The following is a 26,503-nucleotide window of genomic DNA, read 5'->3' on the forward strand; positions in this document are numbered from 1 at the left end:
TAGTTCTGCCATGGTTCGCATGTGCCAGTAGGCTCCGCTGACTGACGTAGACAGCCTGGAAGCTGAAGTTGTGTTTCATTGCGAATCGCAGGTTCCGCTGTTTCTGTCGGCCACTTTCTGGTTCGATGTTGCTGCGACGCTGTGAACGTCGTCAAGCGGACGGACTCAATTGAAATTGAGTGATGCGCCAGGAAACGGTTTCCGGCGTGCTGGGCAGTGCGTGAGTCCGACTGTACGCCTAATAAATAATGAGGAGTTGCCCTGTGGACCAACAAACATGGTTCATCATCGCACTAGTCATTTATCTGCTGTTGATGGTCTACATCGGTTGGACCGGATGGAAAAAGACCGCAGAGTATGACGAATACATGATTGGCGGTCGCGGTCTGCATCCGTTCGTCGCAGCACTGTCAGCGGGCGCATCGGACATGTCCGGCTGGCTGCTGATGGGTCTGCCCGGCGCGATTTATCTTTCAGGCCTGAATCAGACCTGGATTGCAATCGGCCTGGTCGCAGGCGCATGGTTGAACTGGAAGTTCACCGCACCGCGCCTGCGTAGCTACACCAAGATTGCTCGTAACTCGATTACCGTGCCGTCGTTCCTGGAGAACCGTCTGCACGATACGTCGAAGGTGCTGCGCGTTTCCGCAGGCCTGATTATTCTGCTGTTCTTCACCTTCTACGTCTCCTCGGGCATGGTCGCAGGTGGCCGCTACTGGGAGTCGACGTTCGGTGGCAGCTACCTCGTCGGCATGCTGCTGGTTGCGGGGATCACTGTCGCATATACCCTGTTCGGCGGCTTCCTTGCTGTCTCCTACACGGACGCGGTGCAGGGCATCATCATGTTCATTGCGCTGCTGACGGTTCCGACTGTCGGCATCATCTACCTGATTAACAACGGCAACTCCTTCTCGGACATCTTCAGCTTTGCTGCTAACAACCCGTACCCGGGCAGCGAGGGACAGCCGGTTGAGACCTTCTTCGATCCGTTCGCTGGTATTCCGCTAATTACGATTATCGGTCTGCTCGGCTGGGGTCTGGGCTACTTTGGCCAGCCGCATATTATCGTTCGCTTCATGGCTCTGCGCAGTGCAAAGGACGCAACTGAGGGTCGCCGCTGGGGCGTTGGCTGGCAGGCACTGTGCATGTTCGGCTCGGTCCTCGTGGCCCTGACCGCAACTGTTTTCTTCGCTACGAACCCAGATGCTTCGGTCACTGATGCGTCTTCCTACGAAACCATCTTCCTGGACATGACCCGCATCCTGTTCCACCCGCTGATTGCAGGCCTGATTCTGACTGCAGTGCTGGCAGCAATCATGTCCACCATTTCTTCGCAGCTGCTGGTATCTTCCTCCGCGCTGATTGAGGACCTGTTTAAGGCAACGGTCAACAAGTCCCTGCGTCCGAAGACCTACATGACGCTCTCCCGCGTCGCCGTTGCGCTGATCGCCATCATCGCCGCAATCATCGCTGCTAACCCGAACAGCTCCATTCTGGATCTGGTTGGCTTCGCATGGGCTGGCTTCGGCTCAGCATTCGGCCCGGTGCTGCTGGCCGCCCTCTACTGGTCGCGTCTGAACACCCCTGGTGCTGCTGCCGGCATGATCACCGGTGCGGTTGTCTCCTTCGCATGGGGCATGAGCTCGCTCAGCGACACTCTCTACGAGATCGTCCCGGGCTTCGCCGCTGCAACTGTCGTGATGATTATTGTCACGCTGCTTACCAAGGAGCCGAACGAGAAGATCAAGGAAGAGTTCGACCACGCAGCAAAGCAGGCTCTGGTCTAACGCCTTGATCTAGGCTTGGCCTCCGCTAGCCCCGCAGGCTAGCCCCGGCGCATACCTACAAGGGAACCGAAAAAGTATTTTTCGCGCCCAACTAGGTATGCGCCCTTTTTTATTTGCCATCCTGGCCGCCGCCCTGACTGCCGCCTTTGTCTCATCCTTTGCGCTTACGCGAGTTCTCGTCACCTCCTCCCCCGCGGGGTCGGAGACGGAAGCCGTCGTCAAGCAACTGCGCACCGTGCGCGTCGTCGCCGACCGCCCCACCGTCACTGGGTACGAACGCGAGCGCTTCGACGTCTGGGCAGGCTCTGCCGATTGCAATACACGCCATAAAGTGTTGGCGGCGTGGTTCGGGGGCTCTGCGTGTTCGCTTGACGACGGCTCCCCGCGCGAAATCCCCGACCCTTACACGGGTGACCCGGTTGGTGCGCATGAGGTCGATATCGACCACATTTATCCGTTGGCAGCGGCGTGGGATTTCGGAGCCTACGCATGGGATGCCGAGCGGCGTCGGCAATTTGGCAACGATATCGAGACCAACCTCGTACCCACGCGAAGCGCGGTCAACCGGGATAAAGGAGATGCCAGCCCGGCCGAATGGCTTCCTGAGGATACGAAGGCGTGTGACTATTCGCATCGTTACTTAGCGGTGGCCATTAAATGGGACCTGCCCGTATCGTCGGCAGACTGGAAGGCGATGGCCACTGCGTGTGGAATCCGCGCGAGGAAAGGCACGAAATAGAGAAAATAGTGCGAGCACGTTAAGTTAAGGACTGGTCTTAATAAAGAAATATCCAGGCCACTCCTCGCTTGAACGCGAGGCCTACATTCAGTCGTGGAAAGGTAATACGTGCAAAACGTAGTTCTTATGGTTCACGTCCTGGCGGCAATTCTGCTGCTTGGACCGGTGACTGTCGCAATTTCGATGTTCCCGAAGCTCGCGCTTGCAGCCCGCGGCGGAGAGGCTGGAACGGTCGGCGCCGCGCGCACCATGCACGCCATTTCGCGCACCTACGGCATGTGGTCGCTGCTCGTGCCGCTGCTCGGCTTCGGTGTCATGTTCACCGATGTGTCGACCTACATGAAGTCCGGGGCAATGCACGCCGCAATTCTGCTGGCTATCATCGCCTGGGCACTGTTGTTCTTCCTGGTCATTCCGCGTCAGCGTCTGATGATGGCCGGCCTCGGCATCGCTGACGAAGACGAGGATGCTGACGATCCGGAGTTCATCGAGCGTCGCAAGAAGGCTGAAGAGCTCGACTGGGACAAGCAGAAGGGCCAGCTGGCTATGTTCTCCGGCATCTTCTCCCTGCTGTGGGTTGTCGCCGGCATCCTGATGTTCTTCATCTAGAGCTCACGCTCAGACACAATAAAACTGCCGGTGCGTCTGTACGTTTCGGCCCGACTAATCGGGTTTGAAAGTACATGCGTACCGGCAGTTTTTTATTTTCTAGGTCAGCGCCAAGGGCGGTCGTCGGTTGTCGCCTGACGACGACCACCCAGCTCACCTCACCTAGCAGGTTTAGCGGCGTCCGCCTCGGTAACCACCGCGACGGTCATCACGGCCACCACGGTAGCCACCGCGACCGCGACCGCCACCACGACGGTCATCGCGACCGCGACCACGGCCACCGAAATCGTCACCGTCATCGAAGTTTCCACGGTAGCCGCCACGGCCACGGCCACCACCACGACGGTCGTCGCGACCGCGACCACCACGGTATCCTCCGCGACCACGGCCGCCATCACGACGATCGCCACGGTAGCCACCACGGCCACCGCGGTAGTCATCGCTGTCGTCGACCGAGGTGCCGTCGTCAAGCTTCAGCCCAATGAGCTGGCCGGAGATGCGAGTATCGGAGAGGTTGTTGATGACTTCTTGCGGCAGGTTGGCCGGCAGTTCAACCAGAGTGTGATCGCCACGGATGTCGATGTGCCCGAAGTCCTTGGAGGACAGGCCACCCTCGTTGGCGATGGCACCGACGATGGCACCCGGGCGGACGTGCTGGCGACGACCGACGCTGATGCGGTAGGTTGCGGTGCCTTCGCGGTCGAATTCGACCAGGTCAGCGCGCTTGCCCTGACCGCGCTCACCGCGGGAGCGACCATCGCGGCCACGGTTGCGGTCGCGGTCGAAACGATCACGGTCACGGTCGTTACGACGGCCACGCGGCGGCTCCTTCATTAGGAAGTCGCCCGACTGTGCCTGCGCAGCGATAGCGGCGGCGATATCAACCAGTGGGGTGTCGTGCTCTTCTGCGTACTCCTCGATGAGCTCACGGAAGACCGGAACCTGCGAATCAGCAAGCGCCTCGGTCAAGTCATCAGCGAACTTCTGCTTGCGAGAGTCGTTGACCTCATCGACGGTCGGCAGCTTCATCTCGTGCAGCTGCGACTTGGTTGCACGCTCGATCGAGCGCAGCAGGCGTCCCTCACGCGGGGTGACAAAGAGCAGCGCCTCGCCGGAGCGGCCAGCGCGGCCGGTACGACCGATGCGGTGGACGTAGGACTCGGTGTCGTGCGGAATGTCGTAGTTGACCACGTGGGAAATGCGGTCAACGTCCAGGCCACGAGCAGCCACATCGGTTGCCACCAGGATGTCCAGGCGGCCGTCCTTGAGCTGATCAATCGTGCGCTCACGGAGAGTCTGCGGGATGTCGCCGTTGATGGCAGCAGCGGAGAATCCGCGGGCACGCAGCTTCTCGGCGAGCTCCTCGGTCTCGTGCTTGGTGCGCACGAACATGATCATCGCTTCGAATTCCTCGACTTCGAGGATGCGGGTCAGCGCGTCCAGCTTGTTGCGGTGGCTGACCATCAGGAAGCGCTGGCGAATGTTGTCCGCAGTGCGAGTCTGGGACTTGACGGTAATCTCTTCCGGCTCCGTCAGGTACTGCTTGGACAGGCGACGAATCGCAGCCGGCATGGTAGCCGAGAACAGCGCGACCTGCTTGTCATCCGGGGTGTCGGCAAGAATGCGCTCGACATCCTCCTGGAAGCCCATCTGCAGCATCTCATCGGCCTCGTCCAGCACCAGGAAACGCAGGTCGGAAATGTCCAGCGAGCCCTTCTCCAGGTGGTCGATGACACGACCAGGCGTGCCGACGATAATCTGCGCACCTCGGCGCAGACCCGACAGCTGCACTCCATAGGACTGACCACCGTAGATTGGCAGGACCTGAATCTTGCCCAGGTGATCAGCAAACGACTGGAAGGAGTCCGCAACCTGCAGCGCCAGCTCACGGGTCGGAGCAAGCACCAGAGCCTGAGGTGCGCGGACGGAGCGATCAATGCGAGCCAGAATCGGCAGCGCAAACGCCGCGGTCTTACCGGTACCAGTCTGAGCCAGGCCGACGACGTCGCGGCCGCTCATCAGAGTCGGGATAGTAGCAGCCTGAATTGGGGACGGAGTCTCAAACCCAACCTTGCGAACTGCATTGACAATGTCATCCGGCAGCTCAAGCTCATCGAAGCCGACGGTGTCGTCGTTGTCGTCTTTGTTCTTTTCGGCCTTCTTCTCAGCCTTTTCGGACTTTTCCTTGACCTCGGCCTTTTCGGTCTTTTCCTCAGCGGCCTTCTCTTCGACCACCGGTGCTTCCTCGGCCACTACATCCTCGGCCTTCACAATTGCGTCCTCGCGGTTTTCGCGCTGATCCTCGCGGTTTTCCTCGACGCTGCCATTCATTTCATTATTAGCCATTTGGGGCTCTTCCTGGGCCTTTTCGCCCGCACACTCAATATTCAACAGTTGATTACTCACAGTTGGGTCGCACATACATGACCCGCCCAATTTACGTTCTTGTTTTTCAGTGCTCTCACGTCGGAATTGCGATGACATCGCTTCTCTTGCACATACTTCGAAAAATTGCGCCCAAACCCAATTCAGCTTTTACTTCCGAGGAGGGGCGCCCATCATGCACTATGCACTTTCAAGCGTTTCACCAGCGAATTTATACCGCTGCCAGATTCTCTGCGACATTGTCGTCAGGATTTCACACCGACTGCCCAGACTACGCCACCGTCGGTCAAAAAACCATTTCCTGTCCGCAAGGTCACAACACTAGGCGGTCGATTTCTTGGATGAGGCCCCGGCGCTGGGGCCGTCGTTAAGCGAGCGCATTGCACCCACTTCGGGGTGCCTATTTTGTAATTTCCTGGGGTGAGGTGGCTAACATTTTCCCTACAAGTTTGTACACATATCAGCTATTTTCCGCCGTGGAACACCCACCGTTCGGCGGACTTTTGCAACTACACAACGTATAAACCCAAGGTCGCTCGAAAATGCCCAGCAATAGTAATTCATCTGAACCGCAGCCGTCATCGCCCCGGCAGTCCCCGCTAAAACCACATTCTCCTGACGAGGTTTCTGGGAATGGCGGGCAGGCGGATAAGGAGCCGTCGAAGCTCTCGGCAATGATTGAAGTTCTCGGGTTTCCGGGCTTTATTTTGGCGGGTTCGGCGCTGGCATTCTTCTTCCCCGCCCCGTTTACTCCGCTGACGGATTACATCACGTACTTCCTGATGATCATCATGTTCGCGATGGGCCTCACCCTGACCACCCCGGACTTTAAGCAGGTCGCTAAGCGCCCGTTGGTGATTCTCTTCGGCGTCATTGCGCAGTTTGTCATCATGCCGCTGCTGGCGATTGCCGTGGCTAAAGCCCTCGGGCTCAACCCGGCACTCGCTGTTGGTCTGCTCATGCTGGGCTCTGTTCCGGGCGGCACTTCGTCGAATGTCATCGCATACCTGGCACGCGGTGACGTCGCGCTGTCCGTCGCTATGACCAGCGTGTCGACGCTAGTTTCGCCGATTATGACGCCATTTCTCATGCTCGTGCTTGCCGACGCGCACACGGAGGTCGACGGCCTCGGGATGGCGTGGAGCCTCTGCCAGACAGTCCTCCTGCCTGTGGTTGGTGGCCTGGTTATTCGCGTTGTGGCCGACTCGTTTATTAATAAGATCCTGCCGATTCTGCCGTGGATTTCCATTCTCGGTATCGGTGGCGTGGTCTTCGGTGCCGTGGCCAAGAACGCTGAGAGCCTGGCGAACATTGGCCTGATTGTGTTTGTGGCTGTGATCATCCACAACGTTCTGGGTTACGTGCTCGGCTTCTTTGCAGGCCAGCTGGTGGGGATGCCAACTGCGGGCAAGCGCACGGTGGCCGTGGAGGTCGGTACGCAATCCGCTGGCCTGTCCTCCGGTATGGCAGCGAAGTTCTTTACCCCGGAGGCCGCGCTTCCCGGCGCGGTGGCCGCTGTGGTGCATAACATTACTGGCGCTATCTATGTGGCTATTTGCCGAAAGGTCGATGAAGGCAAGGAAACTAGCAAATCCGCTTCTGCTTAAGCTGTTTTTGCTTCGGCTTCTTTGGCTCCGCTGTTCGACGAGTGGGCTGGTAGAGTCTCTCGCCCGAAGATCCAGCCCACCATTGCGACCAGCGAAATAACACCGCAAACAAAGAAACCGGCCTTGAACCCTGCGGCATCCACAATTGCGCCGACAATCAGCGGGCCAGAGATCGCTCCGAAGTCCTGAGCCATCTGGAAATTGGCCAGCACCTTTCCACCTTGGCGGTTGGCGCCGATGACGTCGGCAAGCACGGCCTGCTGCGATGGATTGATCATGCCAGCGCCGAAACCCGCGAGGACGGAGAGAATCAGTAGCGGAATGGCACCGCTGCTAAATCCGATAGCGCCCGTGAACACGCCGTTGATGAACAGGCCCGTGATGAGCAGAGGGCGACGGCCGATGCGGTCGGAGAGACGGCCGGAAAACTGCAGTGCCGTGACATTGCCGAGCGCGAAGGCCGTCAGCGCGAAACCAGCTGTGGCAGTGGCGGCTACTGCCCCATCGCTGCCCGGTTCTGGGGTGCCAACATGGGAAAACGTTGCCGCGGCGAACAGCGGGACAATCGCGACGCGCACACCGAAGTTCGACCAACCGTTGGCGAAGGCTCCGACTAGTGCGCTTCGATATGCCGAGTCACGGATTGCCTCGGAGAACCTCAGCACCGGGGTCGTGCGCTTGGGCACTACATGGCGAAGATGCTCCGCACTCAGCGACATGCCGACCACAATCGTTGCCACGATCAGCGCCCCACCGTAGATGAAAAACGGCATCCGCATGCCCCATGCGCCCATTGCAGCACCAATGATTGGGCCAAAGACATTGCCCAACAGGAAGGCTGTGCCGTAGGCGGCCGAGCTCTTACCGCGGATCTCCGGCGGTGAAATCCGCACAATCAGCCCCATTGCCGAGACCGTAAACATCGTCGAACCGATGCCTCCGAGCGCACGAAACGCCAGCAGTTGCCAATATGTCTGCGCAACACCGACAAGCAAAGTCGAGAACGCGACAATACTGATGCCGGTTAGGTACGTGCGTCGATATCCGAGCTTCTCTACCAGTGAGCCCGATGCCGGCGCGAAGATTAGCCGGAAAATGGAGAACGAACTGACCACGAAGCTGGCCGCGAACACCCCCACATCGAAGCTGCGCGCGTACTGCGGCAAGATCGGTGCAATCAGACCGAAGCCCAGCGCAATGATGAACGCAGCGCTGACCAGAATCCAAATCTCTCGCGGAATCGGCTGTTTAGTCCCGTCTAATTCACCCTGCCGAGGATCCAGACCTTGTGGTTTGCTTCCCACCTCCGATGCGATATCCGGCTGAGATTCGCACTTTGCTTTACGACGAAGCAGGTCGCGCGAACGGGAAGCTGACAAGGTAACGGTCCTTTCTACTGTGCAAAAGCGAAAATAAGAAGCCCAAGAGTTCACCATAGCCCGATCTGCAAACAGTGACGATTACTAGAATGAGGCGCAATGACAGAACGCGGAGTTGAGATGAAAAAACGAATCGAAGTTGTAGGTGCCGTTCTTACCTACGAAGGAAAAATCTTCGCCGCCCAACGCGGCCCAGGTCGCTCGATGGAAAACTATTGGGAATTTCCCGGTGGAAAGATCGAAGAAGGCGAGTCCCCTCGTGAGGCTCTAGCCCGTGAACTAAGAGAAGAGCTAAAACTTGACGCTGAGATTGGGAACCACATTCTCACTGTCGACCATGAGTATGACTTCGCCGTTATCTCACTTGCGACATACTTTTGTTCCGTTTCTTCTCCCAAAATCAAGCTAACGGAGCACACTGAATATCGTTGGTTAGAACCGGCCGAGCTTTATTCCGTTGATTGGGCGCCAGCGGACATCCCTACAGTCGACATTCTTGTAAACGAACAGTAATCAATACAAGCGACGCAGGGTGCATTTAGTATGCTAAAACAATGATGAATTCCCTGGTCGGAGACCTACGCTACGGCTTCATCGATAAAAAATTCGTTGCCGACAAAAAATACAATCCTCGGCTCATCCGAAATGATGAGTCCGCCACTATGTACAATGCGCTCCGCGAGGAGCTTGGCACTGCAACAGGCTTTGTTTTTTCGGTTGCTTTCATTTCCGCAGAAGCCTTGGCCATGTTGAAGAATGAACTCCTTGAGTTTTCTGGCCCAAAGACGATCATTACTTCGACCTACCTTGACTTCAATACACCATCGATGTTCAGGGAACTCCTTCAGATTAAGGGACTCAATGTTTATATTTACCCCGATGATCATCACCGCGGATTTCACCCTAAGGGATACCTCTTTTACAACGACATCGGGCTCTCAGCCATCGTTGGGAGTGCGAACCTAACGAAAAAGGCGCTGCAACAAAACGAAGAATGGAATCTACACTTTTCGAGTCACCAAAATGGCGATATCACGTTCCAAATTGAGACGGCCATTGATATGCAACGTAAGCGCTGCATTCCATTAACTCACCAATGGGTCAATGAGTACGAACAGCGCCGCATCCCTCCACGTTGGAAAAACTCGAGCACCAAATTGTTGCCTGACGGCCCAATTATCGCTAATCAAATGCAGCAAGTGGCGCTGTCGAATATCGCTGACTTGAGGCAGTCAGGCGAGCGGAAAGGCCTCATAATTTCCGCTACCGGCACGGGGAAAACGATCCTTGCTGCACTAGCAGTTAAAGAAGCACAGGCCAAGCGCGTCTTGTTCGTTGCCCACCGGGAACAAATTCTGGAAAAGACAATGAAGGAGTTCCAGAAAGTACTTGCCTACTCCGGCACTGATCTTACAGACACAGACTTTGGCCTTTTAGTTGGTGGGAAAAAAGAAACTGATGCACGATACCTTTTTGCCTCAGTGCAATCCCTGTACTCCCAATCGACATACAAGACCTTTTCTCCTGATGCCTTTGACTTCATCATTATCGATGAGGTTCATCGTGGCGTTGCTAATTCCTACAAGCCAGTCTTTGAATACTTCAACAGTGAGTTTGTTCTCGGCCTAACAGCGACACCCGAGCGTCCAGATTCAGGAGACATCTTTCGGCTCTTTGATTTCAACGTTCCTTACGAAATCCGGCTGAAAGCCGCCCTTGAAGCCGACATGCTTGCACCATTCCATTATTTCGGTGTCACCGATTTTGATGATGGAGAGCGGGCTATCGGTGACAAAACCGCCTCCATTGAGGCCTTGGTCGCTAAAGATCGTATCGACTATCTCTTGGAGAAGCTCCGTGTCTATGGGTTTCCTGAAGGAGTTAAGGGACTCATATTTTGCAGTCGGAAAGACGAAGCGAAAGCGCTGTCCGAGCAACTCAACCAAGAGCAGCTTTTTGGGCGGCAGCTGCGAACGAAAGTTCTTCTTGGCGAGGACTCAATTTCAACGCGAAATGCTGTCGTCGCGGAGTTATCTGCAGGCGAACTTGACTACATCATTACTGTTGACATTTTCAATGAGGGCATTGATATTCCAGCAGTCAACCAAGTAGTAATGCTGCGAGCCACGCAGTCAAGCATCATCTTTACGCAACAGCTGGGGCGAGGCCTTCGCAAAGCCCCGGAAAAGGATCATCTCCGAGTAATTGATTTCATCGGAAATTACAAGAACAATTACCTGATTCCAATGGCTCTTTTCGGCGATTCTTCTAGAAATAAGTCGAACATGAAGGGCAAAGTCGTTGACCCATCCCCTATCCCATCAGGCTCGACTGTGAGCTTCGATGAAATCGCTAAAGAAAAGATCCTTAAGGCCATTGATACTGCCTCGCTAGACACGATTGCTGAATTTAAGAAGGATATTCAACTACTTCAGTACCGCCTTAACCGAGTTCCGCGACTAATGGATTTTGCACGGTTCGACCTCGTTGATCCCGTAGTGATCTCGACCAGACGCACCAAGAATTATTGGGAGCTCCTTCACCGAGTGGGAAAAGCCGAAACAGAGCCGACGCAAAGGCAAAGTGAATACTTGAAGTTTTTGTCCCGCGAGCTATTACCTGGGAAGCAACCGCAAGAGCTGCTTCTACTTGAGCAGCTTATTAAACATGGTTCGCTTACGCGTGGAGAGTTTTCAGATCTTCTCGGCACTAAGAGTGTTTCCAATAGCGACCAGGATCTCTCTGTTGTCGAACGAGTGCTCAACCTCGAGTTTTATCCGAAGCGGGCTTACGAGGAAATCAGTTTGGTCCATTATGATGACGAAACTTCGCGGTACAGACTGACTGATGAATTCTTGGCTTTGTACAACCAGTGGGACACGTCATATCCAAACAGTTTTCGAGAGCATGTCGACGACATTATTCAAACTGCTCTTTTCCGATCCCGAGAAAATGGTTATTTCGCAGGCGCGCTTCGTCGCAATCACCGCTACTCGAGGAAGGACGTTTCCCGCCTGTTACGACTCGAATCCGATCAGTCAGGAACGCTTAACGGCTACAAAATCGATTCCCACTCGCAGACGATTCCAATCTTTGTAAACTACCGAAAGCACAAAGGGCTTGCTCCTCGCATCGCATACGAGGATGAATTCATTGACCATTCGACGATGCGTTGGTTTACACGTTCGAATAGGACGCTAAAGAGTCAGGAAGTCCAGAGCATCATCCAACATAAATTCCCTATCCATTTGTTTGTACGCAGGGATGATTTACCAGATGAAGGATTCACCTACCTTGGCGAAGCCACTCCAAGTGATCCCCAGCAAGCAAAAATGAAGGGGGTTAAGGGAAAAGACTCGAATGTTGTCACAATGAAGCTTCACCTTGAACATCCCGTTCCCGACACATTCTTCGAGTACCTTCACGCAAAGCCGATTGACTAACGAAAGCAAACCCCCTACCCCGCCACTGTGGCGGAATAGGGGGTTGGACGGAGCGTCGTAAAGCGAACGCCCTATCTACGAGACTGCGGTGACCTGATTAGAACAGGCTCGGCAGGTTCGCCTGCGAGGAAATGTTGCTGGCTGCCTGCGTTGCCTGAGCGGTCGCACCAGACAGCTCCGGAATCGGCAGCTCCGGGAGAGATGGGCTCTCCGAGATAATGTCGGCAATCTCCGGCGGGACCTCGACGCCCTCTGGAAGCAGCTCGCCAATCGGACCCAAATCCGGCTCTTCCTGTGGGACGTGCTGCTTGGTGTACTGGGAGTCCTCGTCAATCGTGCGGAACTCGGACTGCGGTTCAGTGGAGGTCTCTACCTTGAAGCGCTCGTTGACCTGGCCGTCCGGGATGTCGTACTGCTCTTCAAGAGCAACGTCAATCGGCTGGAAGCGACTCAGCGGGCCGATGCCCATGGAGTTAACGCCAATGGCCTCGCGAGTCTCCGGGTTGAAAGCGTTTCCGCCCGAATCGCCGTGGTCAATCGGAGCGATAGCCCAGACACCATTGCGGACTCGGAAGACCTGGAAGCCGCAGCCACGGCCGGTACGGGAACCGTCGGTGCACACAGGCTCACCGAAGTTGTCGACAGAAATCTCCATCGGCTCGAGAGTGCGCTTGTCCTCGATACCGACGATCTGAACCGGCTCGCCGTGGACGTTGCCGAACTCATCAACAGAGTGGGACATAGAGGTGGTCTTGATGTCGTCCTGAACCTCAATGATGCCGTAGTCACCGCTATTGAAGAGGTCGTTGAAGAACTCCGGCATAGTGGTGTTTTCGTCGAAGTCACCCTCTTCCGGCATGATATCGGTGCCCATGTAGTCCTTGTTGACCAGCTTGTCGCCGTCCTTGGTTGGGATGAAGAACTGGCCGGTGACCTCTTCGCCGGTTTCAGTATCCTTCGCCACAACACAGTGACCGGCAGTCATGATGACACGATGCGAAACGCCATTCTGATCCACAACGGTGCCGGGAACTCCCAGAGAGCACATCGGGGACTGAACATGCCGTCCGTCGATGTTCTTACTGCTCGGGAACGGCATTCGCAACGGCGAGCCCGGGCCGATGACAACATCCGAGTTTGCCGGTGCAGCCTCAGCTACCGCGATTCCGGGCACAAAGCCACCCGCAGCTACCGACAGTGCAGCCGTGAGTGTGGCGACCTTCTTTGAACTGGCCATAGTGTGCGATACTCCATTTCTGTACAGAAAACTTGTCCCACTCAGTGTATTAGGGACACCTTTACAAAGCTCTCCAAAAATGGAACCTAGGGTGAAATTCTCAGTCGAGGAACCGTTCATTCGCCTTCACGGCACGCGCATTACACATCAAAAGGTTTGTTCAACAGCAATGCAAGAGCCAGAACCATCCGCCTTGGATGATTCTGACTCTCTTAACGGTTCGGGGGTGATTTTTGTCAGATTCTCAGACTGGTGCTAGCCCTCAAAGCTTGGAAGCTGAATTTCTGCCAATTGAGGCAGCTCAAACGGCTGTGACGATTGTGGCAATTGGGGCGATTGTGGCAGTTCAGGGAGCTGCGGTGACTGCGGCAGCTGGTCCACAAGATCAGCTAACTGCGGTACAGAAGCTTCCTGCGAAGCCTGCGAATCCTGCGCCCGGGCATACTCCTGATCCGCCGCCATATCCTCATTGAGGGTGCGGTAGGAGGAGTCGCGCTGAGCCGTGGAATCCGATACCTCGAAGTGGTCATTTACCTGACCATCGGGAATGCCGTAGGCCTCCTGAATGGCAATATCCGCGGGCATCACACGCGAGACCGGACCGAAGGTCATCGAATTTACGCCAATAACTTCGTTAGTGGTCGGATCATAGGCATTTCCGCCGGAGTCACCATGGTCAACGCCAATACCAACCGTCCAAATGCCGTTTCGAGCCCGAAATACCTGATAGCCACAGGCACGTCCAGTACGCATGCCGTCCTTACAGATAGGTTTGCCAAAATTATCGAAGGAGACCTCGCCACGCGGCAGATCTTCATTGTCTTGAATGCCAGTCATCGCTACAGGCTCCCCGTAGCTCTGACCATTTTCATCGATGGAGTAACTTGCGCCGGTAGTTTCTACGTCCGGATCAAGGTTGATTACTCCATAGTCTGCACCATTAAAGGCCGCCGGCAACGACTCCAGTCCGACATCTTCCTGCGGCACTTCCCAACGGTGAGCACCTGTCGTACCAATGCGCTTATCGCCTTCGGTGGTTGGCACATACACCTCACCGGTAACGATTGGCAGACCCACATCCGGAGCATCATTCACACAGTGCCCTGCGGTCAACATGACCCGATGCTTTTCCCCATTGCGGTCCGTCACCGTCCCAGGAACACCCGCCGAACACATCGGCGAGTTGACATTTCGGTGCCCATCCCACGGGCTTCCCTCCATGGGAGTTCGAATCGGGTCACCCGGGCCAACCACGACAGCATGTGCCGCGACCGGGGCTGCCAAGGACAAAAGTGCTGCGAAAGCCGATACCGCCATTCGACTTCTTGCGTGCTTCATTGAGACGAATCTTTCAAATTTTTAGTTTTCCTTTAGGACCATCCCCCACACTAATCCACCACCCCACCCCCAGAAATAGCGTTTTCTCAGACTCTTGGACTTTTACAAAAGTCGTTATCGAATCGTTTCCACAACCCCACATGTCCCTGCAATAACACCAGGCACCTAGCCAATTGACTACCCCCACTTGGGTAGCCAATTGATGCTAAACATATCTCGAACATTAGTTCTATATGTTCGAAAATGTGAGTCCGGGGTGTTCGATAACTTGTGACCCATGAACACAGCAGACGAGTTTCCCATTCATCGCCGCCTAGCTCTTCCCCGACTATCCGCTACCTACCGTGCAGAATGTTTCGAAGACCTCGACCTCATCCGCACAATCCTCTGCCACCCCACCATCGGCCGTAGGCATTCGCCCGGCGCGCTAGATCACACCTTCTCGCTTCCCGACGGGCCTGTGGTCACCGTCCGCGCGTCACGGATAGCGCTTCCTCGCGCACTGGTCTCTCAGCTTGCCGACGTGCACGCGGAATACTTCATCCTGAAGGATGAGCCCATGTTCATGTACTCCGTTTCCGTCAAGGTGGAATCCTCATCGGAGGTAGTCCTCCGCGGAATTGGCGGTTCGAATCGGACGCGGGAAGAAAACCGCCGACGTACTCGGGCTGTGGCTGAGGCACTCCATCGTGCGCAGGACTGCAGCAAGATACACGAAAACGGCACTGACCTCGCACTCCCCGGGCGCCGTTATAGCTGGATTGGCACCAGGGACGCGCGGCCACTGCCGTGTCCTAACGAGCTCTTTTCTTCTCGCCCATCAGCGGCTTAGCACTGTTCACAGTGCTGCCACAGTACGGCTACTCGCTGTCGTCGCCTTCTTCGTCGTCCTCGTCGTCATAGTCGCCATCGTCATAGAGGTCATCATCGTCGTCATCGTCATCATCATCCCCGTCCAAGGAGGCAACGTGATCAGAGTAGATATACTCCGCGTACCCGTCATCGACGGGTGCCAGCTGATCTTCCCATTCCTCTGCGCGGTCTACCACGAGCGCAAGGACATCCATCAGCTTGTCAAAGTCCTTGAAGGTGCCCAGCGTCAGAACCTCATTGCGCAAGGTCTGGATGTCAGAGTAGAGGTCAGCGAACATCTTGCGACGGTCATCATCGGTGAGAACCGTTTCGGTGTCCGAGTCCCAAAACTCTGCGATGGCCTGGTCGACAATGTCGTCCAAGTTCGCGTCCTGAGAGATGAAGCGGACGTGTGCGCTGGGCTCGTTGTTGTGGGCAGTTACCAAAACCTGAACCAACGAGGAGGTACCAACTTCGGAGGTGACCAAGGTTGCCTCTTCGGGGTCCTGTTCAAACTCCAGGTCAGCAATGCGGTCATCATCACCATCGAGCAGAGTGCGCAGCAGGCCAACAACCTGGTCAGTAGCTACATGGTGGGCGACTGCCGCGACGGCGTCTTCGACGGAGAATACAGCGGAGACCAGAACAGCTTCGAACTCGTCGTCCTCATCATCCACATCGGCAGCGGCTACGTAAACTTCGGCAGCCGGGATGTCCTCATCAATGGTGACGAACTGAACCTCCAGGTCAGAGGTAATGGGAACGAAGAGGGTGTCATCGTTGACACGGCTTTCAATGCCCTCGCGGTCCAGTGCCGCAGCAATCTGCTCGAAAAAGCTCATGGGTGGAATCCTCCCTTGAAAGATAATTGGCCTCTACCCGCAGCCAATCGTAGCGACAAACGCGCAATCATGGGGTGGCTCATGCCCCCGGCAATTGCTGCGAAAGATCGCGCCGGCAGAGTGCGTGCTGCTGCAAAGCCGCCAACGCGGTCGGTTGAGGAGCAGGCCGCCAGCTGTCGATTCTCGAAAACAGAGCGCTCAGTAGCGTGCCCAGAGTTGATGGCGTTCCTCACGAGAACGTTTTGGACAGGAGACACACAGATCGGCATCTGGGCTGTGATAAATCATGCAGCAAGTAGCTCTCTCCAGGTGAGTAACTACATCGAAGTCCGGTTCTTCTCCCGCCTCAGCAGCAGCTTCATCCCAGGGGAGCACCTCGCCTCCGCAGGAATCCATGAAACGAGGAAGAGGGACCCGATGTACTCGCTGTATTCCCTCAACGACATGTTTGCCAATAAGCGCTCCGCGCCAGGGCTCCATCAGCTCATTACCGGCGGATATTGCGGCGTTAGCTACGGCATCGGCAGCCACGGCCCAAAGAGGGGCAGGCTTGATTTCCCCGACTTCTCCAACAACCTGAGCCAACGGATCCAAGAAATGAGCCAGTGCTTCGCCGGAATCCTTCAGCTCATCCGCATCCTCAGCGGAAATGCTTTCAAACTGTTGAGCTTGGAACCCAACCCAATAGTCATCTCGGAGAAAGGCGAACCAAGAAGACCACTGCCACACCGGAACTCGATCGGACACCAACACGCATGCCAGCGATGGCCCTACCAATGCTCCGCACATGGACCACCACCACAACTGGGCCTGGAAACGGGTATCCCCCGCAACCTCGGGCATGGGAAACAGCTTTCTCCCAGCCTCAATTCCGGCGGCTACAGCTTCGGTAGAAAGGTGCCACTCGGCAGCGCCGTCGTGAGGCATAACATCTGCGGAAAACCGAGGAAAGTCCGCCAAAAGCTGGGAGTACTCGGGAGGCAATGCGGCACCCCGCGTGACATCGTTCACCAGTCTCATCCTTCTATCGACTGTGTTAATCGCCGTACACCTGTCTATTTTTCCACCGACTACGGAATTTCCCCACAGCTCAGTAGTGTTTATATGGGCATATGGCTCTCAACGGACCCGTTTAGGAGGTCTACTACTTTGTTCCAAAAGACGAAGAAGGATTCAACTCGCACAGTAACTGATGCGGTGAACTCAACCCCCGAAGCGATCGAACGTGATGCCGGAAAACTGGGAACCCTTCTTATCCAAACCCTGGATAAGACCATGAGCTGGCAGTCGTCTGCCATCACCGGGTACGTCAGTTCCCTACACAAGCGCAAAAAAGATGAAACTCCGGCGCAGGTACAGGAACGTATTGATTCCCACTACCTCAACCTGGTCACCGGCACCGGTGGTGCCGCCGGCGGCAGCGCGGTTCTCCCCGGCGTCGGCATGATTACGGGCTTGGCTGCGGTTACCGGTGAATCTCTGCTGTTTCTGGAAGCATCAGCCTGGTACACACTGGCCTCAGCGACCCTGCGCAATATTGACATCACCGATCCGCAACGCCGTCGCACGCTGATTCTTGCGGCCATGAGTGGTTCTGAGGGGACAGCTATTATGGCCTCTCTTCTTGGCGAGGAATCGCTGCGGAAGCAGACCAAAACTTCCGTGAATTCTCTACTGCCACGGCTTGGCGTTCCGCAGCTGGGTGCAGCAAACCGCCTGCTGATTCGCGAGGCACGCAAGCGCTTGATGAAGAACGCTCGTCTGGCCATCATCGGTAAGATTTTGCCATTTGGAATTGGCGCCGTGGTTGGGGCCTCCGCCAATCGCAAGCTCGGTGGCATTCTTATCAGCTCCACTCGCGCATCTCTGGGCCCGCTTCCCCAGGATTGGTCGGACTTTGAACGAAAGCTACCGGCTAAATCCAACACCTCTGAGGACTCGAAGAAGGGCTCAAGGTCATCGAGGTTCTCTATCCCCTCGGCGCTGAAGTGGCCGAAGAAAAAGAAGAATAAGTAGTTCCTCTTACCCGATTACCCTTCAGCGACTTACCCTTCAGCGACGTTTTTCAATGGAAGAGCGGTACCCACCATGGCCCAGAGCAAACCCCTCAGAACCTCTCCCATGAAGTTCTTGTGGAAACAGTCTCTTCACAGGCCACTACCGCTCTATGGTGTCATTGTTGTAGCGCTAATCGTTGTCGGGCTAGAGTCCGTACTTCCGCTTCTCACTAGAGATGCCATTGATGTGGCAACGGGCTCTTCCGATGGCGGTGTCCCCGCGCGCCTACTGCCTTCCCTAACTCCCCTGCAGGCAGTCATTTCCGTCTTTCTGGCCATCGCGTTAGTACGCTTCGTCGCCCAGGTGGGGCGCAGATTCTTCTCCGGCAAACTCTCCATTGATGTTCAGCACGACCTGCGACTAAAGATCCTTCGCTCCCTACAAAACCTCGATGGTCCAGCACAAGACCGAGTCAACACCGGCCAGGTCGTGTCACGGTCAATTTCCGACCTCCAGGCAGTGTCCGGACTACTGGCGATGTTGCCGTTGACGCTGGGATCCGTCGTCAAGCTGTTCATCACTATCGGCATCATGCTCGCCCTCTCGCTGCCCCTGACACTGGTCGGCCTCGCCGTCGTGCCAGCGATTGTCTACATTGCGGTGAATTCGCGTGACAAACTCCATGCCGCAACCTGGGCTGCCCAACAGCAAGCAGGCGAGATCGCCGGACAAGTCGAGGAAACCGTTTCCGGCATCCGCGTTGTCAAGGCGTTTGCGCAGGGTGACAACGAAGTTGCGAAGATGGAGCGTAACTCGTCGCTGCTCTATTCCCTACGCCTGCGAGCGGCAAAACTCAGCGCTCGATTCCAACCGGCGCTGCAGTCGTTGCCGCAACTGTCCCTCGTCGGAAATATCGCGGTCGGTGGCTGGCTCGCGATTAACGGACACATCACCCTAGGCACGTTCGTAGCTTTTGCCACGTATCTCACCAGCCTGACTGCCCTGTCGCGTCTGGTCTCCAACATGGTCATCTCGATACAGCTGACGTCGGCAAGCATCGACCGCATTTCCGATGTCATCGACGCCCGACCAGACAACCCCGAACCCACCGACGCGCTCCCTCTCCCCGACGGCCCCGTTGGCATCAGCTTCAACCACGTCACCCACAGCCGTGGCGGACGCACGCTTATCGACGATGTCTCATTCTCCGTCGCGCCAGGGGCGACCTTAGCGTTGATTGGCCCACCGGGGTCCGGAAAGACTATCGCCACGGAGTTACTCGGCCGTCACTATCTGCCGGATTCAGGAACTATCACTATCGATGCGCCCAGCCACGGCACATCCACAGATACCGCGCGCATTCTCTCCAGCGACGTATATGACGCTATTACTGTCGTTCCGGACACTCCTTATCTATTTGCGGGCACGTTGCGTGAGAACATCGCATTCGCCAATCCCGCGGCGTCCCAGGAAGAGATTGTCGCCGCAGCGACAGCCGCCCAGGTCAACTTCGTCGACGACCTGCCTCAGGGGTGGGACACAGCCATCGGTGAGCGCGGGCATAATCTCTCCGGCGGACAAGCTCAACGCGTCGCGTTAGCACGGGCATTCCTCGCACGGCCTCGAGTTTTGGTTCTCGATGACGCGACCTCAGCAATCGATGCTGCAACAGAGTTGGAAATCTTCAACGCGCTGACTTCACAGCTGGCGGATACGACTATCGTCATCGTGGCGCATCGATCTTCTACTCTCGAGCAGGCGGACCACATCGCCATTTTCGAAGACGGTGCCATCACTGGCATTGGTACCAAGGCCGAACTGATTTCTTCTCATCCGCGCTTCACCGAGCTGATGGACATCGACCAGAGCGCCTACCCCGAAATCGAAAACCTTGTTCTCGACCCCATTGGCAGTGAGGACCCCAGCCCCGAGGAACTCTGGCCCGACGAAACCGCGCCAACCTCCGACAACTCCACGCCAGACACCGCTGCGCGGCTTCCCGGAGGTGCCACTTCTCAAATGAGCCGCGGGGTTGGCCGAGCCGGAGGAGGTCCAGGCGGTCCAGGTGGACCCGGTGGTCCAGGTGGCCGCGGCGGCGGTCGTGGTGGCATGGGGGCGGCTCTCGCCAATGCTCCTGCGACGCCTGAGCTTCTCGAGCGTGTGCGAAACCTCCCACCCGCTACCGAAAAACCGCGTGTGCCCGCTGCGGCACTCGACAACTCCGAGCTTTTTTCTCTGCGCCGGCTGCTCTCCTATGTCCGTGGCCTATTTATAAGTGTCATTGCGCTACTCGCCCTCATTGCCGTCGCCGATCTGGCGTTCCCCATGCTCGTGCGCTACGCCATTGACCACGGCATCAGTGAGCACAATGAGGCCGTGCTGTGGGCCTGCGCCGCAGGTGGCTTGGCGACGGTCCTCATCAGTTGGCTTGCCGTAGCCACAAATGCTGTTATTACTGCGCGCACTGGTGAGCGGCTGCTCTATGCCCTGCGTGTGCGCTGCTACCGTCACCTGCAGTCGCTTGGCATTAACTACTTCGAGGCCAATCGCTCGGGCGCCATCATGACGAGGATGACAACCGACATCGACGCGCTGTCCTCTTTCCTGCAAACGGGACTGGCAGAAGGGGCTATCGCCGCGTTTACTCTGCTCGGTGTCACAGCGCTGTTGCTTGCCACACAGGTGTCACTCGCCGCAGTGGCGTTGGCATCGCTTCCCATCATTGTGGTGTCCACTCTGGTATTCCGCCGGATCTCCTCGCGCCTATACAAGGCTGCGCGAGAGCAGCTCTCCTTGGTCAACGCTGATTTTCAGGAGACTATTGGTGGGCTTCGCGAGATTCAGATGTACCACCGCGTCGCCGATATCGAATCTTCCTTTGCCGAGGAATCCAACAAGTACCGCGCAATTCGTCAGAGAGCACAGCTGGCCGTGGCTCTATTCTTCCCCGGCATCAACTTCGTCTCTGAGTTGGCAACAGCCGCGGTATTGGCTGTCGGTGCCCAACAGGTTGCTTCGGGAACCACGACACCCGGCGTACTCGTCGCCTTCACGCTGTACCTAGGAATGCTCTTTGGCCCGATTCAGCAGCTGTCCCATGTTTTCGACGGCTACCAGCAGGCGAAGGTCGGCCTCAATCGCATTGATGACCTCCTACAGACCGCCCCCATGCCAGATCACGGCACTACTGACGGCGCGTCCCGCGCAGCTGCTGGCGACCTGCGCTTAGACAAGGTAACTTTCTCCTACCCCGCCGCCGACTCTGAGCACGAACGCCCGCAGGTTCTCGATGCTCTCGATTTGCAGATTCCTGCCGGAGAAACAGTCGCAATTGTCGGATCCACCGGCGCCGGAAAATCAACAATCATTAAGTTGTTTGCTCGGTTCTACGATCCAGTTGACGGTGTGGTGCGAGCCTCCGAAACTGACATCCGCGACTTCCCTCTTAACGATTGGCGACGCACCCTCGGCTATGTCCCCCAAGAATCACACCTGTTTTCGGGGACAGTAGCAACAAATATTTCCTACGGTCTACCGGACAGCAGTCATGCTGAAATTCAGCAGGCCGCGAAAAACGTCGGTGCCCTCAGCACCATTGCCAGCCTGCCCGGTGGCTTCCACCACCCCGTCGGCCCAGATGGCCGAGGGCTCTCCTCCGGACAGCGTCAGCTCATCGCACTCGCTCGTGCCGAAATGATGCGTCCTGAACTGCTGCTTCTCGACGAAGCCACCGCGACACTCGACCCTGCAACAGAGTCGGCAATCCTTGAAGCCACTGACCGTGCGTCGCGTCAACGCTCGGCAATTATTGTGGCCCACCGCCTGGCTACAGCGGCTCGGGCCAACCGGATTTTGGTACTTGACCACGGGCGTATTGTCGAGGACGGCTCCCATGACGAGCTCCTAGCGGCGGGTGGCCAATACGCAGAGCTTTGGAGCAAGTACCATATGGGGAGCGCGACGGTGTAGTAATTCAGAATTTTCGTTATCCTTGAATGACACTTTGACACTTGCGCTAATTAGAATAAACGTGAGTTAGTAAAACTAAGACGAAAAGAGGCGAGTACCTGCCGTGAGCAGCGACATGAGCTTCGGCCAGAACGAATGGCTGGTCGACGAGATGTACCAGCAATTCCAGAAGGATCCACAATCTGTGGGTCAGGAATGGCGCGAATTCTTCGCAACCCACACCCCGTCCCAAAAGGGCGAGGACCTTTCCAATATGGCAAAGCCAGCAGCAGCCACGAAGGAGGAAGCTAAGGCAACCGGACGTCGTGAATCCAAGGGGGGCGAACCAACTAAGACCCCGAACAAGCCGGCGTCTCCGAAGCCGAAGAAGTCCCCGATGGATGCAGCAGCCAAGGTTTCGGCTGTTGAATCCGGCGAAGAGCCTCTGAAGGGCGTCGCACGGGCTATCGCTAAGAACATGGATGTCTCCTTGGAGATGCCGACTGCTACGTCGGTTCGCGATATGCCGGCACGTCTGATGTTTGAAAACCGCACCCTGGTTAACAATCATCTGGCACGCGCCCGCGGTGGCAAGATTTCCTTCACCCACATCATTGGTTACGCCATGGTGAAGGCTGTCATGCTCCACCCGGACATGAACAACAACTACAAGGTGGTTGACGGCAAGCCAGTTCTGGTTATCCCGGAGCACATTAACCTCGGCCTGGCTATTGATATGCCAGCTAAGGACGGCTCTCGCTCGCTCGTAGTTGCCGCTATCCGCGAGTGTGAGACCCTGACCTTCAAGCAGTTCGTCGACGCCTACGAGGACATCGTCGTTCGTGCTCGCCACGGCAAGCTGACCGGTAAGGACTTCCAGGGCGTCACCATTTCCCTGACCAACCCGGGCGGCATCGGTACCCGCCACTCCGTCCCGCGCCTGACCAAGGGCCAGGGCGCGATTATCGGTGTCGGTTCCATGGATTACCCGGCTGAGTTCGCTGGTGCTTCCGCTGACCGTCTGGCAGAGATGGGCATCGGCAAGCTGGTGACCATCACCTCTACTTACGATCACCGCATTATCCAGGGTGCAGAGTCCGGTGAGTTCCTGCGCACGATGAGCAACCTGCTCGTCGACGACAAGTTCTGGGACCACATCTTCCAGACCATGCACGTCCCCTACACCCCAATCCGTTGGGCACAGGATCTGCCGAACACGGGTATCGACAAGAACACCCGCGTTATGCGTCTGATTGAGGCCTACCGCTCCCGCGGTCACTTGCTGGCTGATATCGACCCGCTGCGTTCTGACCAGCCGAATGATTCCGCTCCGAACCACGCTGACCTCGATATTGAGGAGCACGGTCTGACCCTGTGGGATCTGGACCGCACCTTCAACGTCGGTGGTTTCGGCGGCAAGGAGACTATGACGCTGCGCGAGGTTCTCTCTCGCCTGCAGAACGCATACTGTCTCAAGGTCGGTTCCGAGTACGCTCACATCCTCGACCGCGAAGAGCGCGAGTGGCTGGAAGAGCGCATTGAGGGTGGCCAGCCAAAGCCGTCCCACGCTGAGCAGAAGTACATCCTGCAGAAGCTGAACGCCGCTGAGGCATTCGAGAACTTCCTGCAGACCAAGTACGTCGGTCAGAAGCGCTTCTCCCTTGAGGGCGCAGAGTCGCTGATTCCGCTGATGGACTCCGCCATCGACACCGCTGCTGGTGCTGGCCTGGATGAGGTCGTCATCGGTATGCCACACCGCGGTCGACTGAATGTGCTCGCAAACATCGTCGGCAAGCCACTGCGCCAGATCTTCACCGAGTTCGAAGGCAACATCGACCCGGCACAGGTCGGCGGTTCTGGTGACGTCAAGTACCACCTGGGTACTACTGGCCGTCACATCCAGATGTTCGGCGAGGGCGAGATTGACGTCACCCTGACTGCGAACCCGTCCCACCTCGAGGCCGTCAACCCGGTCGTTGAGGGTCTTGCTCGTGCACGCCAGGACAAGATCAACAAGGGCGAAGAGGGCTACTCCGTCATGCCGCTGCTGCTGCACGGTGACGCATCCTTCGCCGGCCTGGGCATTGTCCAGGAGACCCTGAACCTCATGTCCCTGCGTGGTTACAAGGTCGGCGGTACCGTCCACATCGTGGTGAACAACCAGATCGGCTTCACCACTTCGCCGGACTCCGGTCGCTCCTCCTACTACGCAACCGACATCGCCAAGGCATACGGCTGCCCGGTCTTCCACGTCAACGGTGACGACCCGGAGGCTGTCGTCTGGGTCGGCCAGCTGGCTGTTGAGTACCGTAACCGCTACGGCAAGGACGTCTTCATCGACCTGGTTTGCTACCGCAAGCGCGGCCACAACGAGGCCGATGACCCGTCCATGACTCAGCCGCTGATGTACAAGGTCATCGACGAAAAGGAAAGCGTCCGCGCTCAGTACACCGAGGACCTGATTGGTCGCGGTGACATTTCCGAGGAAGAGTACGAGGCAGTTCGCCGAGACTTCCACGACCAGATGGAAGCTGTCTTCAACGAGGTCCGCGCAGCACAGGACGCAAAGCCGGGCGAACAGTCCGGTATTGCAGGCTCTCAGCCGCTGCCGCATGGTCTGAAGACCGGCATCGAGAAGGCTGAAATCGTCGAGATTGGTCAGTCTTACGTCAACCTCCCTGAGGGCTTCAAGATTCACCCGCGTGTTGCGCCGGTCGCTAAGAAGCGCGCGGAGATGACTCAGGAAGGTGGCATCGACTGGGGTATGGCCGAGCTGCTGGCAATCGGCTCCTTCACCGGTGCTGGCATCGACGTCCGCTTCGCAGGTGAGGATGTCCGCCGCGGTACCTTTACCTCTCGCCACGCAGTTCTGATTGACTCCGAGGACGGTTCGGAATACAACCCGATCGACGCCTACGGTAAGTCCAAGAACGGTGGTCGCTTCATGATTTACAACTCGGCTCTGACCGAGTACGCAGGCATGGGCTTCGAGTACGGCTACACCCTGGGTAACCCGGACGCAGCAGTGTTCTGGGAAGCACAGTTCGGTGACTTCGCCAACGGCGCTCAGACCACCATTGACCAGTACGTTTCCTCCGGCGAGGCCAAGTGGGGTCAGACCTCCAAGCTGATCCTGCTGCTGCCGCACGGCTACGAGGGCATGGGCCCGGACCACTCTTCGGCACGTATCGAGCGCTTCCTGCAGCTCGCAGCCGAGGGCTCCTACACCGTTGCTCAGCCGTCCGAGCCGGCTAACTACTTCCACCTGCTGCGTCGCCACGTCCTGTCCGACCTGCACCGTCCGCTGGTTGTGTTCTCGCCGAAGTCGATGCTGCGCAACAAGATGGCAGCGTCTGCTGTCGAGGACTTCACCAACCCGAACAAGTTCCGCTCGGTCATCGATGACCCGAACTTCGAGTCCAAGGACAAGTCCGGCATCAAGACCCTGCTGCTCTGCTCCGGCAAGATCTACTGGGAGCTGGAGAAGAAGCGCAAGAAGGACAAGCGCGACGATCTTGCAATCGCTCGCCTGGAGATGCTGCACCCGCTGCCGCACAACCGCCTCCGCGACATCTTCGAGTCCTACCCGGATCTTGAGGAAGTCCGCTGGGTTCAGGATGAGCCGGCTAACCAGGGTCCATGGCCGTTCCTGGCACTGAACCTCCCAGAGGTTCTGCCGGATATGCCGAAGCTGACCCGCGTTTCCCGCCGTGCACAGTCCTCCACCGCAACTGGTGTGGCTAAGGTACACCAGATTGAGGAGAAGGCTCTGCTGGAAGAGGCTCTCAAGTAGGTCTCATTGACTGGTTTTCACCAGTTCGCGTGTAAACGCTAAGGGGCTCCAACCGAACGGTTGGAGCCCCTTTCTTGTTACTTGGGCGATCGTTGCCAGGCATCAAGGGCGAATAGTCAAAAAGTGTGCCCGGTCGGCGTACCACCGGGTCGGCACCATTTACTACTTAGTCCTCAATGCGAGTTACTGACTACGTTTATGACAGAAACGGCCCGGTAGGTTCAGGCGGTGAATGCATCACCACTTTCGACCAGGAGAAGTAGTGAAGCAAACCCGCCGAACGAAATACAGTGCCATCAAACCGATTGCGCTTCAACACATCGCCAACGGGGCATCAGCAAGCGCAGTTGGACGTGAGTTAGGGATACCCTCACCAACTGTCAGGCGGTGGGCGCGACAAGCCGGAATTGAGATCCAGCACCAATCGCACTACCCGAAGGTCTCGATGATGCATAAGCATCGCGTGATCTACGAGATGCTTATGGCCGGCTCATATAGTGTTGCCGAGATTGCCGCGCAGGCTGGGGTGTGCACAACCACGGTGTA

Annotated in this window: 17 protein-coding genes; 11 read left to right on the forward strand and 6 right to left on the reverse strand. The window is 56.9% G+C overall.

Annotated features, from left to right (window positions below; genetic code table 11):
• Positions 1 to 263: 263 nt before the first annotated feature.
• The 3 genes from putP (at position 264) to ADM64_RS10565 (ending at position 3,135) form a co-directional block, all read left to right on the forward strand.
• Positions 264 to 1,787 (forward strand): sodium/proline symporter PutP, encoded by a 1,524-nt coding sequence (putP, locus tag ADM64_RS10555; RefSeq protein ID WP_053093008.1) that lies wholly within the window; start codon positions 264 to 266, stop codon positions 1,785 to 1,787.
• A 97-nt stretch (positions 1,788 to 1,884) separates the two neighbouring features.
• Positions 1,885 to 2,526 carry an HNH endonuclease family protein gene (locus ADM64_RS10560; protein ID WP_049194123.1) on the forward strand — a complete coding sequence of 214 codons (642 nt, stop codon included), beginning with the start codon at positions 1,885 to 1,887 and terminating at the stop codon, positions 2,524 to 2,526.
• Positions 2,527 to 2,634: 108 nt separating this feature from the next.
• Positions 2,635 to 3,135: a hypothetical protein gene (locus ADM64_RS10565; RefSeq protein WP_049172012.1), complete on the forward strand. Its 501-nt coding sequence runs from the start codon at positions 2,635 to 2,637 to the stop codon at positions 3,133 to 3,135.
• A 171-nt stretch (positions 3,136 to 3,306) separates the two neighbouring features.
• Here ADM64_RS10565 and ADM64_RS10570 read toward each other — a convergent pair whose 3' ends face one another.
• On the reverse strand, positions 3,307 to 5,481 hold the full coding sequence (locus tag ADM64_RS10570) for a DEAD/DEAH box helicase (protein ID WP_049194125.1): 2,175 nt from the start codon (positions 5,479 to 5,481) through the stop codon (positions 3,307 to 3,309).
• A gap of 713 nt (positions 5,482 to 6,194) precedes the next feature.
• On the opposite strand from ADM64_RS10570, the gene ADM64_RS10575 reads away from it, so the two are divergent.
• Positions 6,195 to 7,127, forward strand: coding sequence for a bile acid:sodium symporter family protein (locus tag ADM64_RS10575; RefSeq protein WP_049194126.1), 933 nt, complete (start codon positions 6,195 to 6,197; stop codon positions 7,125 to 7,127).
• Here the strand turns inward: ADM64_RS10575 and ADM64_RS10580 are convergent.
• Positions 7,124 to 8,506: an MFS transporter gene (locus tag ADM64_RS10580; RefSeq protein WP_049194127.1), complete on the reverse strand. Its 1,383-nt coding sequence runs from the start codon at positions 8,504 to 8,506 to the stop codon at positions 7,124 to 7,126. The genes ADM64_RS10575 and ADM64_RS10580 overlap by 4 nt on opposite strands.
• A gap of 120 nt (positions 8,507 to 8,626) precedes the next feature.
• Here ADM64_RS10580 and ADM64_RS10585 point away from each other — a divergent pair, with 120 nt between their 5' ends.
• The gene (locus tag ADM64_RS10585; RefSeq protein WP_049172128.1) at positions 8,627 to 9,019 is read left to right on the forward strand and encodes a (deoxy)nucleoside triphosphate pyrophosphohydrolase; all 393 of its coding nucleotides are present in this window, start codon (positions 8,627 to 8,629) and stop codon (positions 9,017 to 9,019) included.
• A gap of 41 nt (positions 9,020 to 9,060) precedes the next feature.
• Positions 9,061 to 11,949 (forward strand): DUF3427 domain-containing protein, encoded by a 2,889-nt coding sequence (locus tag ADM64_RS10590; protein WP_049172005.1) that lies wholly within the window; start codon positions 9,061 to 9,063, stop codon positions 11,947 to 11,949.
• Between the two features lie 97 nt (positions 11,950 to 12,046).
• On the opposite strand, the gene ADM64_RS10595 is transcribed toward ADM64_RS10590, so the two are convergent.
• A complete protein-coding gene (locus tag ADM64_RS10595; protein ID WP_239660033.1) occupies positions 12,047 to 13,186 on the reverse strand; it encodes a trypsin-like serine protease in 1,140 nt (379 codons plus the stop codon).
• A 255-nt stretch (positions 13,187 to 13,441) separates the two neighbouring features.
• Positions 13,442 to 14,524, reverse strand: a complete 1,083-nt coding sequence (locus tag ADM64_RS10600) for a S1 family peptidase (RefSeq protein WP_224433198.1) — start codon at positions 14,522 to 14,524, stop codon at positions 13,442 to 13,444.
• Between the two features lie 277 nt (positions 14,525 to 14,801).
• Here ADM64_RS10600 and ADM64_RS10605 point away from each other — a divergent pair, with 277 nt between their 5' ends.
• The gene (locus tag ADM64_RS10605) at positions 14,802 to 15,356 is read left to right on the forward strand and encodes a hypothetical protein (protein WP_049194129.1); all 555 of its coding nucleotides are present in this window, start codon (positions 14,802 to 14,804) and stop codon (positions 15,354 to 15,356) included.
• A gap of 28 nt (positions 15,357 to 15,384) precedes the next feature.
• Here the strand turns inward: ADM64_RS10605 and ADM64_RS10610 are convergent, their stop codons facing one another.
• Both ADM64_RS10610 and ADM64_RS10615 read right to left on the reverse strand, forming a co-directional pair.
• Entirely contained in the window at positions 15,385 to 16,218 is an 834-nt protein-coding gene (locus tag ADM64_RS10610; RefSeq protein WP_048732832.1) for a hypothetical protein, read from the reverse strand.
• A gap of 198 nt (positions 16,219 to 16,416) precedes the next feature.
• Complete coding sequence (locus tag ADM64_RS10615) at positions 16,417 to 17,229, reverse strand: (2Fe-2S)-binding protein (protein WP_049194141.1); 813 nt, start codon at positions 17,227 to 17,229, stop codon at positions 16,417 to 16,419.
• 186 nt (positions 17,230 to 17,415) lie between these two features.
• Here ADM64_RS10615 and ADM64_RS10620 point away from each other — a divergent pair, with 186 nt between their 5' ends.
• From ADM64_RS10620 to ADM64_RS10865, 4 genes are all read left to right on the forward strand, one after another.
• A complete protein-coding gene (locus ADM64_RS10620; protein WP_224433199.1) occupies positions 17,416 to 18,234 on the forward strand; it encodes a hypothetical protein in 819 nt (272 codons plus the stop codon).
• A 105-nt stretch (positions 18,235 to 18,339) separates the two neighbouring features.
• Entirely contained in the window at positions 18,340 to 22,185 is a 3,846-nt protein-coding gene (locus tag ADM64_RS10625; RefSeq protein WP_049194131.1) for an ABC transporter ATP-binding protein, read from the forward strand.
• Positions 22,186 to 22,288: 103 nt separating this feature from the next.
• Positions 22,289 to 25,957 carry a multifunctional oxoglutarate decarboxylase/oxoglutarate dehydrogenase thiamine pyrophosphate-binding subunit/dihydrolipoyllysine-residue succinyltransferase subunit gene (locus ADM64_RS10630; protein WP_049194132.1) on the forward strand — a complete coding sequence of 1,223 codons (3,669 nt, stop codon included), beginning with the start codon at positions 22,289 to 22,291 and terminating at the stop codon, positions 25,955 to 25,957.
• Between the two features lie 232 nt (positions 25,958 to 26,189).
• Positions 26,190 to 26,503: helix-turn-helix domain-containing protein (locus ADM64_RS10865; RefSeq protein ID WP_241486319.1), on the forward strand; the 314-nt coding region annotated here is incomplete at its 3' end.

It is taken from the genome of Corynebacterium sp. 401_CJEI, from assembly GCF_001076435.1.
Classification (GTDB): Bacteria; Actinomycetota; Actinomycetes; order Mycobacteriales; family Mycobacteriaceae; genus Corynebacterium; species Corynebacterium jeikeium_D.